The 15,147-nt window shown below is 70.0% G+C and carries 10 protein-coding genes and 1 riboswitch; of the genes, 5 read left to right on the forward strand and 5 right to left on the reverse strand.

The genetic code is table 11. The features are described 5' to 3' along the window. The first annotated feature begins 259 nt into the window (after positions 1 to 259). Positions 260 to 793, forward strand: a complete 534-nt coding sequence (locus ACZ43N_RS23460) for a DoxX family membrane protein (RefSeq protein WP_468100065.1) — start codon at positions 260 to 262, stop codon at positions 791 to 793. 836 nt (positions 794 to 1,629) lie between these two features. On the opposite strand, the gene ACZ43N_RS23465 is transcribed toward ACZ43N_RS23460, so the two are convergent. Continuing rightward, positions 1,630 to 3,207: a PspC domain-containing protein gene (locus tag ACZ43N_RS23465; protein WP_468100067.1), complete on the reverse strand. Its 1,578-nt coding sequence runs from the start codon at positions 3,205 to 3,207 to the stop codon at positions 1,630 to 1,632. 130 nt (positions 3,208 to 3,337) lie between these two features. Here ACZ43N_RS23465 and ACZ43N_RS23470 point away from each other — a divergent pair, with 130 nt between their 5' ends. Continuing rightward, the gene (locus ACZ43N_RS23470; protein WP_468100068.1) at positions 3,338 to 4,663 is read left to right on the forward strand and encodes a PspC domain-containing protein; all 1,326 of its coding nucleotides are present in this window, start codon (positions 3,338 to 3,340) and stop codon (positions 4,661 to 4,663) included. Next, entirely contained in the window at positions 4,660 to 5,559 is a 900-nt protein-coding gene (locus ACZ43N_RS23475; protein ID WP_468100070.1) for a LuxR C-terminal-related transcriptional regulator, read from the forward strand. Before ACZ43N_RS23470 ends, ACZ43N_RS23475 begins: the two co-directional genes overlap by 4 nt. A gap of 218 nt (positions 5,560 to 5,777) precedes the next feature. Here the strand turns inward: ACZ43N_RS23475 and ACZ43N_RS23480 are convergent, their stop codons facing one another. Further along, positions 5,778 to 6,857: a C40 family peptidase gene (locus ACZ43N_RS23480; RefSeq protein WP_468100071.1), complete on the reverse strand. Its 1,080-nt coding sequence runs from the start codon at positions 6,855 to 6,857 to the stop codon at positions 5,778 to 5,780. A 489-nt stretch (positions 6,858 to 7,346) separates the two neighbouring features. Here ACZ43N_RS23480 and ACZ43N_RS23485 point away from each other — a divergent pair, with 489 nt between their 5' ends. Further along, a complete protein-coding gene (locus tag ACZ43N_RS23485) occupies positions 7,347 to 7,700 on the forward strand; it encodes a hypothetical protein (RefSeq protein ID WP_468100072.1) in 354 nt (117 codons plus the stop codon). Positions 7,701 to 7,752: 52 nt separating this feature from the next. Here the strand turns inward: ACZ43N_RS23485 and ACZ43N_RS23490 are convergent, their stop codons facing one another. Further along, positions 7,753 to 8,934 (reverse strand): C40 family peptidase, encoded by a 1,182-nt coding sequence (locus ACZ43N_RS23490; protein WP_468100074.1) that lies wholly within the window; start codon positions 8,932 to 8,934, stop codon positions 7,753 to 7,755. Positions 8,935 to 8,943: 9 nt separating this feature from the next. Beyond that, positions 8,944 to 9,117, reverse strand: a riboswitch (cyclic di-AMP (ydaO/yuaA leader). Between the two features lie 275 nt (positions 9,118 to 9,392). Between ACZ43N_RS23490 and pcrA the strand changes: the two genes are divergently transcribed. Then, positions 9,393 to 11,891 (forward strand): DNA helicase PcrA, encoded by a 2,499-nt coding sequence (pcrA, locus tag ACZ43N_RS23495; protein WP_468100075.1) that lies wholly within the window; start codon positions 9,393 to 9,395, stop codon positions 11,889 to 11,891. Positions 11,892 to 11,992: 101 nt separating this feature from the next. Here pcrA and ACZ43N_RS23500 read toward each other — a convergent pair whose 3' ends face one another. Together ACZ43N_RS23500 and ACZ43N_RS23505 are read right to left on the reverse strand one after the other, a co-directional pair. Further along, positions 11,993 to 13,582 carry a M23 family metallopeptidase gene (locus ACZ43N_RS23500; RefSeq protein WP_468100077.1) on the reverse strand — a complete coding sequence of 530 codons (1,590 nt, stop codon included), beginning with the start codon at positions 13,580 to 13,582 and terminating at the stop codon, positions 11,993 to 11,995. 417 nt (positions 13,583 to 13,999) lie between these two features. Next, entirely contained in the window at positions 14,000 to 14,860 is an 861-nt protein-coding gene (locus tag ACZ43N_RS23505; protein WP_468100078.1) for a lipase family alpha/beta hydrolase, read from the reverse strand. Positions 14,861 to 15,147 lie beyond the last annotated feature (287 nt).

Raw genomic sequence — 15,147 nt, forward strand, 5'->3', positions numbered from 1 at the left:
GTCCGGGTGGGAGTGCCGCGTGGCCGCCGGGGCGTTTTGCTGCGGGGCAACGGGGGGTGCCCTGGGGTTGCAGAAGGCACTGTCGTGCTTCGGCCATTGCAGCGGGGGATCGGGGGTGAGTCGGGGGCCGTGGGACCGTCTCGGGACGAGACCACCCAACTCGGAAGAAGAGTGACGCACCATTGAGCTTCCCCACCCCGGTGAACGTATCGTCTGTTGAGGGGTCAACGGCACGGCGGACACGAGGCGGCGCAGACTGATGACTCACGGTTCTCGCACGGACTCCCACACCTCCTACCTCGACAGTGGCCACGACTGGCGGGACGCAGCCACCCGCTATGCGCTTCTGCCCCTAAGGGTCTTCCTCGGCGTCACCTTCATCTACGCCGGCCTGGACAAACTCACCGACAGCGCGTTCATGGCCGAGTCCGGCTCCGGATCGATCGGCGACATGATGAGCGCCGCCCGCGACTCGTCAGCCATCCCCGCCATGATCGACATGGCCCTCAAGAACCCCGTCGGCTTCGGCTACGCCATCGCCATCGGCGAACTGGCCGTCGGCATCGGCACCCTCCTCGGTCTCCTCGCCCGCCTGGCCGCCCTCGGCGGCGCCCTCATCTCCCTCAGCCTCTGGCTGACGGTCAGCTGGTCCTCCAGCCCGTACTACTACGGCAACGACCTCCCCTACCTCATGGCCTGGATCCCCCTGATCCTCGCCGGCGCCCCCATCCTCTCCGTGGACGCCGCCTTCCGCTCCCGACGCAACGGGCACCGAGTCGGCAGCTACCGCTGACCCACCACGACGAGCTCCAGCCCACCGACCAAAGCCCCCGCGCCGCTCCTTGCCTCACTGCCTCGGGGCCTCACTGCCTCGGGGCGTGGCTGGGCAGGTCTTCGGGCTGTGGCGCTGACGTCGGCGGTGAACACGTTGAGATGAGCTCTCTCGGGGTGAGTCCTGGCGGGATGAGTCCTGCCGGGATAAGTCCTGCCGGGGTGACTCCAGTGAGGATGAGCCCTGTCCGGGCGAGCCTCCGCGCTGTGCGGCGGGCCGGAGCAGGGTGGACCGAGCGCGCCCGCAGCGACCCGTCCGACCGGGCTTCCTGTGTCCCGTTCCGCAGGTGAAGCAAACAGGTCTGGCCGTCGGCCTGGTCAGGCTCGTCGGGCCGGCGGCTGACCCGTGCCCGTGGCCTCCGCCCCACGCACCCAACCACCCCTCGGACCCTCGGCGACAATGCCCCTTTCGGTCCCCGAGTCGCCCGCGCGCCGCCCTGTCCCCGCCCGCCGGATCAGGCCATACCGTCCCCAGCCGAGCGACCCGAGCCGCCCGGTCCGTCTCCCGGTATTCGTCCTGCTGACCCCAACCCTGCCGAGCCCGCCGACCCTCTGGTGCCGATCGGCCCCGTCCGCTCCGCCGCTCCCGCCGGCCCTCCCCCTTCCGGCCGCCCGGACACCCGGTTGCCTCGTAGCGCGTGGTGTACGAAGGCCACGGCGCCCGCGAGGCACAGGCCGCCGACGGTGAGTGGGAGGACAACGAACCAAGGTGTCTCCCAGGAACCGCCCGCGTCACCGAGGTAGATGACGCCGGCGGCGGTGAGGAAGAAACCGCCGACGAGCTTTCCGGGCTGGAACTCATGTCGCAGCACGGGCCACCTCCGCCTGTCCCAGACCGACCTCCAGGTCAAGGGTGATCGTGCCGCCGCTCGCCGAGCCCTTCGGCGGGGAGAGCGTCAGACGATCGCTCTTGTCCGGTGCCACGTCCACCTCCTCCTTGCCCTCACCCGGCAGCTGGATGTCACCGAAGCCCACCTGCACATCAAGCCGCACCGTGACGTGCGGCGGGACCACGACCTTCACCTTGCCCGCGCCGACTTCCACCCTGGTGGACAGCGTCTGGCCCTTCGCCAGGTCCACCCGCGTCAGATCCAATGTGCCCACACCTGTCCCCAACTCGTATCTCGACGCCACCTCGGCGGCCTTTCCGGGCGTCCACTCCGTGCGGGCCCAGTCGGTCGTGATGTTCGACGGGAGCGCCGCTGCGCACGCGAGGAGCCCCGCGGTGACCAGGGCCAGGAAGATCGACCCCGCTCCCGTGCGGCCCAGGATGGCGCTCACCGCTATACCCAGGCCGAACACCACCAGCGCACACGCCAGCCCCGTCTGCACACTGTCGGCCAGCGTGCGGTCCTCCCATGTCGCGGTGGTACCGAGACCGCCGGCGAACAACGCGAGCAGGAAGACCCAGCCGCCTATCCAGCGCGGCCCGCGCGGCTTCGGCCCGCGCGCGGTGCGGAGGTCCTGGCGGGAGGGAGCGCCCCGGGCGATGTTGACCGCCGCGGCGACATCCCGCCCATGAGTCTCCCAGGGGCCCCACAGATAACCGGTGCTGCCCACATGGGTGCCGTCCTTGACTATCGGGTCCCGCCACCACGAGGGGTAGGAGGCGGCCACGGGGGGTGCCTGGGCCTCCGGCGGCGCGTCGGCGACGGCCTGGGCTGCCAACGGGTCGGGGTCGGGAGTGCCTCTCTGCCGTGACCAGTACCCCGCGCCGGCCAGCAGGAGGGAGACGATCACGGAGAACGTCAGGACGGTGCTGTTGCCCAGCATGGTGAGGAACACGCCGCAGCCGACCAGCGCGAAGAGCACGGCAGCCAGGGCCTGGCCGTCGACACGGCCGGTGAGCAGCTTCCGTACCTCGTTCTCCTCCTCGTCGTCGTACGGCACGAGCAGCCAGGCGAAGCCGTAGAAGATGAGGCCGAGACCGCCGGTCGCGGAGAGCACCGCGAGCACGATCCGGAAGATCACCGGGTCCATGTCGCACTGCCGCCCCAGGCCGGCGCAGACACCGCCCAACATCTTGTACCGCCGGTCTCGGCGGAACCCTTGAGGAGTGACTGGGGCGCCGACGGGTTCACCGGGAGCGGCTTGCCCCGTCGGACCGGCAGAGCCGCCGGAAGCGGCCTGACCCGTCGGACCACCTTCACCCGAGCCGGCCGCGTACGCTCCGTAAGCCGCTTGATCCGCGGGCGGGCCCGGAGGCGCGCTCGTGTCTGCATGCGGCTCCTTCGCCGCGCCCTGGCCGTCCTGTGCGCGCGGCTCCTCCGCCGTGCCCGGCGGGGGCACGGCGTCCTGCGGCTCGGTGGTCGGCCGCTGGGAGTGGGGGCCCGAGCTGGGTCCCGACTCCGATGCCGCGTGCTGGTGATCCGTCATGCGTCCATCGTGACCGCCGCGCCGGTTCGACGGCAGTCGGGATGACCCTGGTCGAACCCTGATATCCGCCCCGGGATGCGTTCGATCAAGGCCCGGCCGAAGATCAGGGGCGTCTCGGGGATCGACCCTGATGCCTCGATCGGCCGTGCGTGTGAACATCGATGGCATGCCGGAAGCCGCAGCACCGCCCATCGACACTCCGCGGCCCCCGCGCAAGCTCTACCGCAGCAGTGACGGTCGCTGGCTCGGTGGAGTGGCGCGGGGGCTCGCAGGGCATCTCGGGCTGCCCGTGACCTGGGTCCGGCTCGTGTTCGTCGGCCTGTTCACGGCAGACGGCCTGGGTGCGCTGGTGTACGCGGCGTTCTGGTTCTTCGTGCCGCTCGGCGTCGGCGGCGTCGACAACCAGCGGCCGTCGGCCATCACCACCGAGACGTCACCCGACGGCCGCCGCCGACTAGTGGCACGCCGGCCCGACCGGGGCCAGATCGTCGCCCTTCTCCTCATGGTCGTCGTGGCCATGGTCTTCGTCGGCAAGGTGAATCTGGGCGACGGCGCGAGAGCGTATCTCTGGCCGACGGTCCTGGTCGCCGCCGGTGTGGCCCTCGTCTGGCGCCAGGCTGACAATGCGCGGCGCGCCCGCTGGGCGGAGGTCGGCCGCCGTCGGCGCACCATCACCCTGCTCCGCTCGGTGGCCGGAGTCCTGCTGGTCACGGCCGGCGTCTCCGGAATATTCGTGCTGCAGGGCTCCGCCGCGCATCTCGGCTCGGTGCTGCAGGCGGCGCTCGCGGTCCTCGTGGGGATAGCGCTGCTGGCGGGCCCCTACCTCGTCAGGATGACCCAGGACCTCTCCGAGGAGCGCCTGATGCGCATCCGCGCTCAGGAACGGGCGGAGGTCGCGGCCCATGTCCACGACTCGGTGCTGCACACCCTGACGCTGATACAGCGCAACGCGGACAACCCGAACGAGGTCCGCCGCCTGGCCCGTGCCCAGGAGCGCGACCTGCGCAACTGGCTCTACAAGCCCGAGGGCACCGGCAAGGACGAGGACGACGAGCCAGACACCCTCGCGGAGGCCGTGCGGCGCAACGCGGCGGAGGTCGAGGACAAGCACGGTGTGCCCATAGAGGTGGTCGTCGTCGGCGACTGCCCCCTCGACGAGGGCCTGACCGCGCAGATGCAGGCCGCGCGCGAGGCGATGGTGAACGCCGCCAAGTACGGTGGCGAGGGCGGCGCCGTACAGGTCTTCGCCGAGGTCGAGGGAAGGACGGTCTTCGTGTCCGTCCGTGACCGAGGCCCCGGCTTCGATCTCGACGCGATACCCGCCGACCGCATGGGCGTCAGAGAATCGATCATCGGCCGCATGGAGCGCAACGGCGGTACGGCACGGCTCCGCGCCGTACCGGGTGGCGGCACGGAGGTCGAGTTGGAGATGGAGAGGGCGGAGACGACGTCATGAGTGACGCGAACGGGCCGAAGGACCTTGCCGCGCAGAGTGGTTCGGGTACGGAACCGACCGGGGACGGGGGAGACGACCGGGCCGCGCAGGGTCCCGGGCGCGCCGGAGGTGAGCCCGACGAGGCCGCGGCGCAGGGGGCGTTCGGTGACGCCGGTGTCTCCGACGCCTCTGCGTCCGACGGTTCCACCGGGCCCGTGCCCGGGGCTGAGCCGGAGACCGAAGTGTCCGGGCCCGGACGGCATGTCCGGGTCGTGCTCGTCGATGATCACCGCATGTTCCGTACGGGAGTGCAGGCCGAGATCGGCCAGACGGAGCGCACGGGGGTCGAGGTCGTCGGAGAGGCGCCTGATGTCGACCAGGCGGTCTCGGTGATCACGAGTACCCGTCCCGAGGTGGTGCTGCTCGACGTCCATCTCCCCGGCGGCGGCGGAGTGGAAGTCCTGCGTCGCTGCTCGGCGTTGATGGCGGACACCGAACGGCCGGTTCGCTTCCTCGCGCTGTCCGTGTCGGACGCGGCGGAGGACGTCATCGGGGTGATCCGGGGCGGCGCGCGGGGCTATGTCACCAAGACGATCACCGGCACCGACCTTGTCGACTCCATCTTCCGGGTCCAGGACGGGGACGCGGTGTTCTCCCCGCGGCTGGCCGGCTTCGTCCTCGACGCCTTCGCCTCCACCGACGCCCCGCCCGTCGACGAGGACCTCGACCGCCTCACCCAGCGTGAGCGCGAGGTGCTGCGCCTCATCGCCCGCGGCTATGCGTACAAGGAGATCGCCAAGCAGCTCTACATCTCCGTGAAGACCGTGGAGTCGCATGTCTCCGCGGTGCTCCGCAAGTTGCAGCTCTCCAACCGGCATGAGCTGACAAGGTGGGCGACGGCACGACGGCTGGTGTGAGGGCCGAGCGGCCACCGACAGGGCCGCTACCCCAGCCGGAACCGACGAGCCGGCCTGCGTCCTGGCACCGGCCCGCGTCCTGGCACCGTGCCGCGTCCTGGCACCGTGCCGCCTCCCGGCACCGTGCCGCCGACGGCTCCGACGGCCCAGCCGCGTGGCGCTGCCTTCTGCCTGGCAGTGTCGACCGGGGGTTCGAGACGCCGGTCATCAGTGCTCGCTCAAGCCACCCTTGTGGCGCCGACGAACGGCATTTCGTCGAGGGGCGCCACGCGTACCGGCGCTGAGGGGTTCGGGGCGTGGATCATCTGGCCGTTGCCCGCATAGATGCCCACGTGGCTGATGCCGGAGTAGAAGAAGACCAGGTCGCCGGGGAGCAGTTCCGAGCGGGAGACTCGGCGGCCGGCGCCGATCTGGGCGTACGTGGTGCGAGGGAGGGAGACGCCGGCGGCGCGGTAGGCGGCTTGGGTGAGGCCGGAGCAGTCGAAGGCGTTGGGGCCGGTGGCGCCCCAGACGTACGGGCTGCCGAGTTTGGAGTAGGCGTAGGAAAGGGCGGACGCGGCCCGGGGATTGGGGGCGTCGGAGGCGGAGGACGCTGGTGACACCGGGCCGGTGACGCCACGCGGGGACGACAGGGAGGAGCGTGAGGCGTGGCCTGTGCCGGATCCGGGGCTGCTCAGGCGGATGCGGTCCTCGGGCGCGAGGCGGTCGAGGAGCCGGCGTGCCTCGGTCAGCTTCGAGTCGACCGTCTTCTTGTGCTGCTTGATGTCCCGCTGTTTCGACCTGAGGGTGCCGAGTTCGACGCGGGCGGCACCGCGGAGCCGTTCGATCTCCAGTAGTTGCTGCCGCACGCCGGCGACATCCGCCGCCTGCCGGTTGCCGACGCGTTCGGCGAGGGCGGCGTTGTCGAGGTACTGGTCCGGATCACCGGAGAGCGCCAGCTGCCACGAGGGGTCGATACCACCGCTGCGGTACTGCGCTGCGGCCAGCGAACCTAGCTGCTCGCGGGCGGAGTTGAGACGGTCGGTGCGGCGGGCCGTCTGGTCGCGCAGTTCCTCCAGGTTCTCCTGCGCCTTGTCGGCCTTCTCCTTGGCGCCGTTGTACTTGTCGGTGGCGACCTCCGCCTCCTCGTACAGCTTGTCCACCTTCGCCTTGATCTGCTCGGGCGTGAGGTGGGGTTCGGCGTGTCCGGTGCCATCGAAACCGGTCGCGGACGCCGCGCCCGCGAGGGCGAGGGTCGCGGCGGTGCGGACCGTCGGGCCGCCGAGCGAGCGCTGTCTGGGCTTGCGGTGCGCTGCCACGTGGACTCCATGTCCTCTCGTACGACCGCCGTCCGTACGTCGGCGCGCACAGACCGCCTGGGGGAGCGGTTTCGCGTCCGGCGACGGCCCGCACAGGGGGGAGCGGGACGCCGCCGGACTTTCTCGGCGGTGGTGTCCGACTGCCGCCCCTGGCCCGGGCGGCGGTGGGGAGCCGGTCACCTGAGGGAGGACGCTAAACCTGGCTGTGTCGGCCCGGTGACGCGTTGTACGGAAGTGGCGTGCACCGACCGTGAGGTGACCGTATGTGACCGCGATCCCGCCCCGGCGTCGCCGCAATCACGCTGCGCGATGATCGATGCGGTGATTCCGGTCAAGGGCGGGACGATGGGGTGCTATGGGGTGCATATATGCAAGATCGTTCGCGCGTCGCGAGCCGTCATCGGGGGCAGCGCAGTGCCCTGTGCCCGCGCCCGGAAGCACCCGCCCCCGGTGCCGGGCCGGTCACCGTCCCCTCATTAGGCTCCGCCCATGGACGTACTCATCCACCTCTTCGTAGCGCTCCACATCATCGGGATCGCCGCTCTCCTGGGCGGCTTTCTCACTCAGATGAAGGCCATGGGCCAGGGCACCGCCCGCTTCGTCCCCGCCATGCTGCACGGTGCGCTCACCATGCTGATCACGGGAGCGATTCTCGTCGGCCTCAACCAGGCCGACGACCAGCCCGTCAACAACATCAAGATCGGCATCAAGATGGCGCTGCTGATCGTGATCCTCGGACTGGTGTACGTGAAGCGCGACGACGAGACCGTGGACAAGTCGATGTTCGGCCTGGTGGGCGCGCTCACCATGGCGAACGTCTTCATCGCGGTGCTCTGGACCTGAGCCGGCCCGCCCCCGGGGCGGACCGGTCGTTCCGACTGGCTGCTCGACGCCGCTACGCCGGCCGCACCACGCTGTGGATGGAGGACTCGCCGTCGTAGAAGATCGACTCCTCGCGGACGTAGGTTCCGGGCTTCGGGGCGTGGATCATCATGCCGTTGCCGATGTAGAGGCCGACGTGGCCGACGTTGTCGTAGAAGAAGACCAGGTCGCCGGGGAGGGCGGAGGAGAGCGGGACGGTCGTGCCGGCGTTGACCTGGTCATAGGTGGTGCGGGGGAGGTCGACGCCGGCGGCCTTCCAGGCGGCCTGGGTGAGACCGGAGCAGTCGTAGGAACCCGGGCCTGTGGCGCCCCAGACGTAGGGCTTGCCGATCTGCGCGCGGGCGAAGGTGAGGGCCTTGGCAGCCTTCGACGCGTACGTCGAGTCCTCGGCCGTCGTCGTGGTCTCGGTGGAGGTGGAGGTGGAGGTGTCCTGAGGGACCTCCTGCGTCTCCGGTGTCTCCTGCGCCGGCTCGGCCTGTGACTGGGCCGCCGCTTGCTGCCGCGCCAGTTCCTCCGCCTTGCGCTCGGCCTCCTCCTGCTTCTGCTGCTCGATCGCCGCGAGCCGGGCCTTCTCCTCCGCGGTGAGCTGGGAGAGCAGTTCGCGGGCCGTGGCGAGCTTCGCCTGGACCTTGGCCTTGCTGGACTTGAGGGCGTTCTGCGACTCGGTGAGCTGTGCGAGGCCTTCGGACGCCTCCTGGCGCCGCTTGGAGGTCTCCGCCTGCTGGGTGACGTACTCGTCGACGGCCTCCTGCTGGCGGTCCGTCAGCCGGTTCATCAGCTGGTTCTGGGCGAAGTACTCCTGTGGGTCGTCCGCCAGGAGCAGGGCCGCCGTGTCGGGTGCGGCGGCACCCGTGCGGTACTGGGCGGCCGCGTACGAACCCAGCTGGTCTCGTGCCTCGTTGAGCTTTTCCGTCCGCTTGGCGACGTCGTCGAGGAGGTTGTCGACCTGTTTCTTCTGCTTGGCCGTCTTCTCCTTGACCGAGTTGTAGCTCTCGGTCGCCGTCTCCGCCTGGCGGTAGAGGTCGTCTACCTTCTTCTCGACCTCCTCGAGGCTCGGCTTGTCATCGGTCGAGGGGGCGGCGGTGGCCGTCTGGGAGAGCAGGGCCACGGAGGTGAGGGCGGCCGTGGCGAAAGCGGGGGTGCGTATGCCCGCGCGTGTTCGGCCGGCCGGACGCGGCTTGCGGTGCGGCGCCATGGTTCGGCGACTCCTTCCGTAGTCCGCCTACCGAGTTAGCTGTCGGGTTCGGGCGCAAGCTTTCGGAAGGTTTGCCCTACGGCCCTCGCCGCGTGCGGCGGTCGGGTCGATTCACCCCAGAGGTCGGTGGGTCCCCGGCTCCGGCTGCCGTGAGGGGCGCACCGGACTCGGCGGAGGCCGTGCGGCCCGGCGACGTTCGCCGGTTGGGTCGTACGGCCTGACCCAAGACGCTAGCCAACTGGTGTGGTCCGTGTGAAGGTTGATGTTCGATATGCCCGATACGTTTTCCTGACCTCGACCTCGCGTGCACGACAAGTGGTATGTTCGATCGCTCACCGTGACGGGGGCGGTGCGACCGGTGGCCGGTGGCGCCGCGGAGAGCGGTCCGGAGCGACCCCGGTACGGACTTCCCGGGGCGGCCCCTCGCTGTCGGTGGGGGCGCCTAGACTCGGAGAGCGATGAGCAGCCTCTTTGACGACAGCTTCCTGGCGGACCTCCAGGCCCCCCGCGGCCGTGACGAGGAGCCCCCGCCGCCGCCCGAGGACGATCATGTGCCGGAGTCGATTCCGGACGATCTGTTCGGCGGGAAGTTCGACGTGCCGCCGGACCGGGACGCCTACTACCGCGACGGCGCCCCGCGCCCCGCGATCGACGCGGCGGCCCTCCTGGACGGGCTGAACGAGAACCAGCGCGCGGCCGTGGTGCACGCCGGCTCCCCCCTGCTCATCGTGGCCGGCGCCGGCTCCGGCAAGACCCGTGTGCTCACCCACCGCATCGCCCACCTCCTCGGCGAGCGGAACGTCCACCCGGGCCAGATCCTCGCGATCACCTTCACGAACAAGGCCGCGGGCGAGATGAAGGAGCGCGTCGAGCAGCTCGTGGGACCGCGGGCGAACGCGATGTGGGTCATGACCTTCCACAGCGCCTGCGTCCGCATCCTGCGCCGCGAGAGCAAGAAGCTGGGCTTCACCTCCTCCTTCTCGATCTACGACGCCGCCGACAGCAAGCGCCTGATGGCCCTGGTCTGCCGCGATCTGGACCTCGACCCCAAGCGCTTCCCGCCCAAGTCCTTCAGCGCCAAGATCAGCAACCTGAAGAACGAGCTGATCGACGAGGAGGACTTCGCCGCCCAGGCATCCGACGGCTTCGAGAAGACCCTCGCCCAGGCCTACGCGCTCTACCAGTCGCGCCTCCGCGAGGCGAACGCGCTCGACTTCGACGACCTGATCATGACGACGGTCAATCTGCTGCGCGCGTTCCCGGATGTCGCCGAGCACTACCGCCGCCGCTTCCGGCATGTCCTCGTCGACGAGTACCAGGACACCAACCACGCCCAGTACGCCCTGGTGAGGGAGCTGGTCGGCACCTCCGAGCACCCCGTCGACGTGCCCCCCGGCGGGTACGACATCCAGCCCGCCGAGCTGTGCGTCGTCGGTGACGCGGACCAGTCGATCTACGCCTTCCGCGGTGCGACGATCCGCAACATCCTCCAGTTCGAGGAGGACTACCCGAACGCGACGACGATCCTGCTCGAGCAGAACTACCGCTCGACGCAGACGATCCTGTCCGCCGCCAACGCCGTCATCGAGCGCAACGAGTCCCGCCGCCCCAAGAACCTGTGGACCAACGCGGGCGCGGGCGCGCAGATCACCGGATACGTCGCAGACACCGAGCACGACGAGGCCCAGTTCGTCGCCGACGAGATAGACCGCCTCACGGACGCGGGCCAGGCGAAGGCCGGGGATGTCGCCGTCTTCTACCGGACCAACGCCCAGTCCCGTGTCTTCGAGGAAGTCTTCATCCGCGTCGGCCTGCCCTACAAGGTCGTCGGCGGAGTCCGCTTCTACGAGCGCAAGGAGGTCCGGGACGTCCTGGCCTATCTGCGTGTCCTCGCCAACCCGGAGGACTCGGTCCCGCTGCGCCGCATCCTCAACGTCCCCAAGCGGGGTATCGGCGACCGCGCCGAGGCGATGATCGATGCGCTCTCCCAGCGCGAGAAGATCAGCTTCCCGCAGGCGCTGAAGCGTGTCGACGAGGCGTACGGCATGGCCGCACGGTCGACGAACGCGGTCAAGCGGTTCAACACACTGATGGAGGACCTGCGGACCGTCGTAGAGTCGGGCGCCGGCCCGGCGACAGTCCTGGAGGCGGTCCTCGAACGCACGGGCTATCTGGCCGAGTTGCAGGCGTCCACCGACCCGCAGGACGAGACCCGCATCGAGAACCTCCAGGAACTCGCTGCGGTGGCCCTGGAGTTCGAGCAGGAGTCCGGCGCCGCCGAGGGGGAGGGCGCGACGTCCGCCGGTCTCGCCGAGTTCCTGGAGCGGGTCGCCCTGGTCGCCGACTCCGACCAGATCCCCGACGAGGACGAGGACGGCTCAGGGGTCATCACGCTCATGACCCTCCACACCGCCAAGGGCCTCGAGTTCCCCGTCGTCTTCCTGACCGGCATGGAGGACGGCGTCTTCCCGCACATGCGCGCCCTCGGCCAGACCAAGGAACTGGAGGAGGAGCGCCGCCTCGCGTACGTCGGCATCACGCGCGCGCGGGAACGGCTCTATCTCACCCGGTCGTCGATGCGCAGCGCCTGGGGTCAGCCGTCGTACAACCCGCCGTCCCGCTTCCTGGAAGAGATCCCGGCGAACTATCTGGAGTGGAAGCGCAAGGGAGGCTCCGCGCCGATGTCCTCGGGCCCGGTCGGCGGGATCGCGTCGTCGTTGTCGTCGTCGCGCTCCCGGTCCTCCGCCTCGGGCGCGTCCGGCTTCGCCACCCGTCGCACCAACGAGAAGCCGGTGGTCTCCCTCGCGGTCGGCGACCGTGTCACTCACGACCAGTTCGGCCTCGGCACCGTCGTAGCCGTCAAGGGCACGGGCGCCAACGCGGAGGCCACGATCGACTTCGGCGACGCCAAGCCGAAGCGGCTGCTGCTGAGGTACGCGCCGGTGGAGAAGCTGTAGCGAGGTTCATCGGCGGCTCGACGACGAGCTTCCGGCGACATGACTCGGGCCCCTGCGTAGCAGGGGCCCGAGTCATGTGCCGACTTTGTGCGGTGTGCCGGTTATGTCGGGTCCAGTCCATGGCTGCGCAGCCACGGCAGGGGGTCTATGGCCGAGCCGCCCGCGGGGTGGACCTCGAAGTGCAGGTGCGGACCGGTCGAGTTGCCCGAGTTGCCCGAGTAGGCGATGACGTCTCCGGCCTTGACGGTCGCACCGGAGGCGACCTTGTACGTGGAGAGGTGGCAGTACCAGGTCTCGGTGCCGTCCTTGGCGGTCACGATGACCATGTTGCCGTAGGCAGGGTTCCACTGCGTGCGCACGGTGCCGTCGGTCGCGGCCATCACCGGCGTGCCGTAGGAGACGGGGAAGTCGATCCCGGTGTGCAGCGACATCCAGTTGACGCCGGACTGCCCGTAGTACGCGCTGAGCCCGTGCTTGGCGACCGGCAGCGCGAACTTCGGCCGCAGTCGCTCCTTGCGCGCCGCCTCGGCTGCCGCCTTCTTCTGCTCCAGCTCCTGCTGGGCCTTGAGGTCGATGCGCTCCTGCGTGCGGCTCGCCCGGTCGGCGAAGTCGTCCGCCTCGGCGGAGAGGTTCTCCAGCTGGGTGTCGAGCTGGTTGTTGGCGGTGGACGGCTTCACTGCGGTGGCGTCCGACTTGGTCGCCGCCGTGGTCTCCGTCTCGCCTCCGCCGACGCCGACGGAGGCCGCCGCGATGCCCGCGACACCCATGACGCATGCCGACGGAACGGCCACGGTCAGCAGGGCGGAACGTTTGGCCGGAGCGCGACGACGTGATCGTGAGGCCGCGCGAGTGGCCGCCCGGCCCGGGCTCGCGCTGCCGGTGCTGATCGGGGTGACCTCTTCCTGGTCGTCGAGGAGCGCGGCGCGGTCTGCGTCGCCCGGCTCGAACTCGCCGTTTCCGGGCAGGGGTTGGTCCTGGTCGTACGGGGCGATCTGTTCGAAGGTGGCGGTCGCCTGCTGGGCGAAGTCCACGGCTTCGGGGGAGGGGTGCTCGTGCGCCTCGGGCGACTCGGGGGCGCTGTCGCCGTGGTCGTACGACTCGGAGGCGACGCCGTCGTGCTCGTCGGAGGCCGACGCGCCGTCGGTGTTCCACTGCGTGGCGTCGAACACGCCGGTCGCGAAGTGCTGGACCCCGACCCACTGCTGGGTTTCATCGGCGTCCAGCTGTTCCGTCCGGCCGAGCTGTTCGGCCTGGAGCCAGCCGCTCGCATCCCACTGGCCGCTGGTGTCCGGGCCCGGCGACTGGGCCGGGATCTGGGCGAGGTGCCCGTAGCCGGTGGACCAGGACGTCGCGTCGTAGTTGCCCGTGTCGTACGCGGCCTGGTGCTGCGCGGCGTACGGGTCGTAGTTCAGCGTCTGGTGGCTGCCCGTGGACCACTGGGAGGCGTCGTAGGAGCCGGTACCCGGGTCGTTGCCCGGAAGGTCACCGAAAAGAGGGTCGGTCTCGAAGGTTCCGGTGGCGCCTGACCGGGCACTCGTGCCGGAGTCAAAACCGGTGGCGGAGTAATCGCCGTACGTGGTGAAGTCGCCGTAACCGGCTCCCTGGTGGCCGTACGACGCGTACTGCGCCGGGTCGGCATCGGAGGCCGCAGCCGGGGATGTTGCGGTCCCCGACGGGTGACGATCGTTCACCAACTTCTCTTTCGCCTCGACGACAGGGGCTGGCAGAGCAGTGCGGCGACTGTACCCGGCGGTATGCGGGCGCGACAATCTTCAACGGGTTTCACAGCCGCAGGAAACGGGCATTCGAGCGTCTTTCGGCGGTCTGTGGGTACGAGCTTGGTTTTGCGTTCGAAGTCTGTTCGATAATCGGCGGCTGTGTGGGGCTTGTGAGGCGGCCGAGTTCCGGGGTTCGGGCGCTTCTCGGCGCATGGGTGAGCCGCCCGTGGGGCGCGCGGATGCCGAGCGGAAGGGTGTCGCGGATCCGGCGCACGGCAAGGGCGCGCGGAGGTGCGCCGCGTTTAGGTAGGTATGTCCGCTCTGGTCACACCGCGACAGTGCTTCAGTGGAGGCAGTGGGAGTGCCGGGGCGATCGTGCCGCGGTTGCTGTCACGCGACGGTCAGGCCGCCCGGGTGTGCGACGGGGCGGGTCGCGGTCGGAGCCGAGTCCAGCGCCTGGCGGATCTCCGTGGCGACGGTGGGGTGCACGGGCAGCGCGAGGTGACCGATGCCGGTGACCTGGACGTTCCGCACCATGAGGTCCGGGTGGTCGATGCAGGCGGTCTCCACCGGAACCATTACATGGTCGAAATCGCTCCAGAACGCCACGAAATGAGTACGGCAGCCCGGTGCCGGCTCACGCAACTCCTCCAGTACGTCCGAACCCGGTCGCATCTGCCGGACGATCGGGTGCGCGTTCGCGAGGGGCGCGACCTGGGTGCCGCCGTGGGGGGTGCCGAGAGTGACGACCGTACGGACGCGGTGGTCGCCGCCGAGCCGCTGCACGTAGTACCGCGCTATCAGTCCGCCCAGGCTGTGCCCGACGATGTCCACCTGCTCCCGGCCCGTGCGCTCGCAGATGTCCTCGATGTGCCGGCCGAGCAGCTCGGCGGCGGTGCGGATGTCGAACGTCAGAGGCGAGTAGTTGAGGGACTCCAGGTGCCGGCCGCCGTCCTGGGCGAGGGCGCGGCGCAGCAGGACGAACACGGAGCGGTTGTCGATGAAGCCGTGCAGGAGCACGACAGGTGGCTTGTCCTCCGTCGGCAGCCGGGGTGCGTCCGTCGAAGGGGGCGCCGGTGCGGTCCGGCGCTCCTGGGCGATCCCGGAGGGGTAGAGCAGCAGATGTCCGGCGAGGATCGCCAGCTCCAGGGCGGTCGCTTTGAGGAGGGCCATGGAGAGTCCGGCCAGCCTGGTGGGCAGGAGCCGCTCGCAGAGCGGAAGAAGGGGCGCTGCCGCCCTGGTGACCTTCATGCCCGACCCTCCCGTCGGCAGACGGCCGGACGGCCGGCGTCCCCCGTATGCCCTAGTGGAGAGCCGGCGGTGCGGGCGGCGGGCGGCGTGGACACGATGCCGGATCATCTGCGACGCCTGGTGCGTCCGCGCACATCCGGGCTGTCCGAATGCCTCCGATCGGTGCAACGCGTGGTGCGTAAGCGGTGCGTGATGCACCGGTCACGCTACGGGAGCCGTCGATCCTCCTCATGGCCCCGCTTGTCCTGCCATCCACCGTCCGGCGTCGCTCCTCCATCGCCGTGGCT

This window comes from Streptomyces sp. NPDC030814, from assembly GCF_055572155.1.

Bases quoted from the DNA above. Each gene is read 5' to 3' on its own strand.
- ACZ43N_RS23460 (WP_468100065.1), top strand. From the start codon at position 260: ATGACTCACGGTTCTCGCACGGACTCCCACACCTCCTACCTCGACAGT.
- ACZ43N_RS23465 (WP_468100067.1), bottom strand. From the start codon at position 3,207: ATGACGGATCACCAGCACGCGGCATCGGAGTCGGGACCCAGCTCGGGC.
- ACZ43N_RS23470 (WP_468100068.1), top strand. From the start codon at position 3,338: ATGCCTCGATCGGCCGTGCGTGTGAACATCGATGGCATGCCGGAAGCC.
- ACZ43N_RS23475 (WP_468100070.1), top strand. From the start codon at position 4,660: ATGAGTGACGCGAACGGGCCGAAGGACCTTGCCGCGCAGAGTGGTTCG.
- ACZ43N_RS23485 (WP_468100072.1), top strand. From the start codon at position 7,347: ATGGACGTACTCATCCACCTCTTCGTAGCGCTCCACATCATCGGGATC.
- ACZ43N_RS23490 (WP_468100074.1), bottom strand. From the start codon at position 8,934: ATGGCGCCGCACCGCAAGCCGCGTCCGGCCGGCCGAACACGCGCGGGC.
- pcrA (WP_468100075.1), top strand. From the start codon at position 9,393: ATGAGCAGCCTCTTTGACGACAGCTTCCTGGCGGACCTCCAGGCCCCC.
- ACZ43N_RS23505 (WP_468100078.1), bottom strand. From the start codon at position 14,860: ATGAAGGTCACCAGGGCGGCAGCGCCCCTTCTTCCGCTCTGCGAGCGG.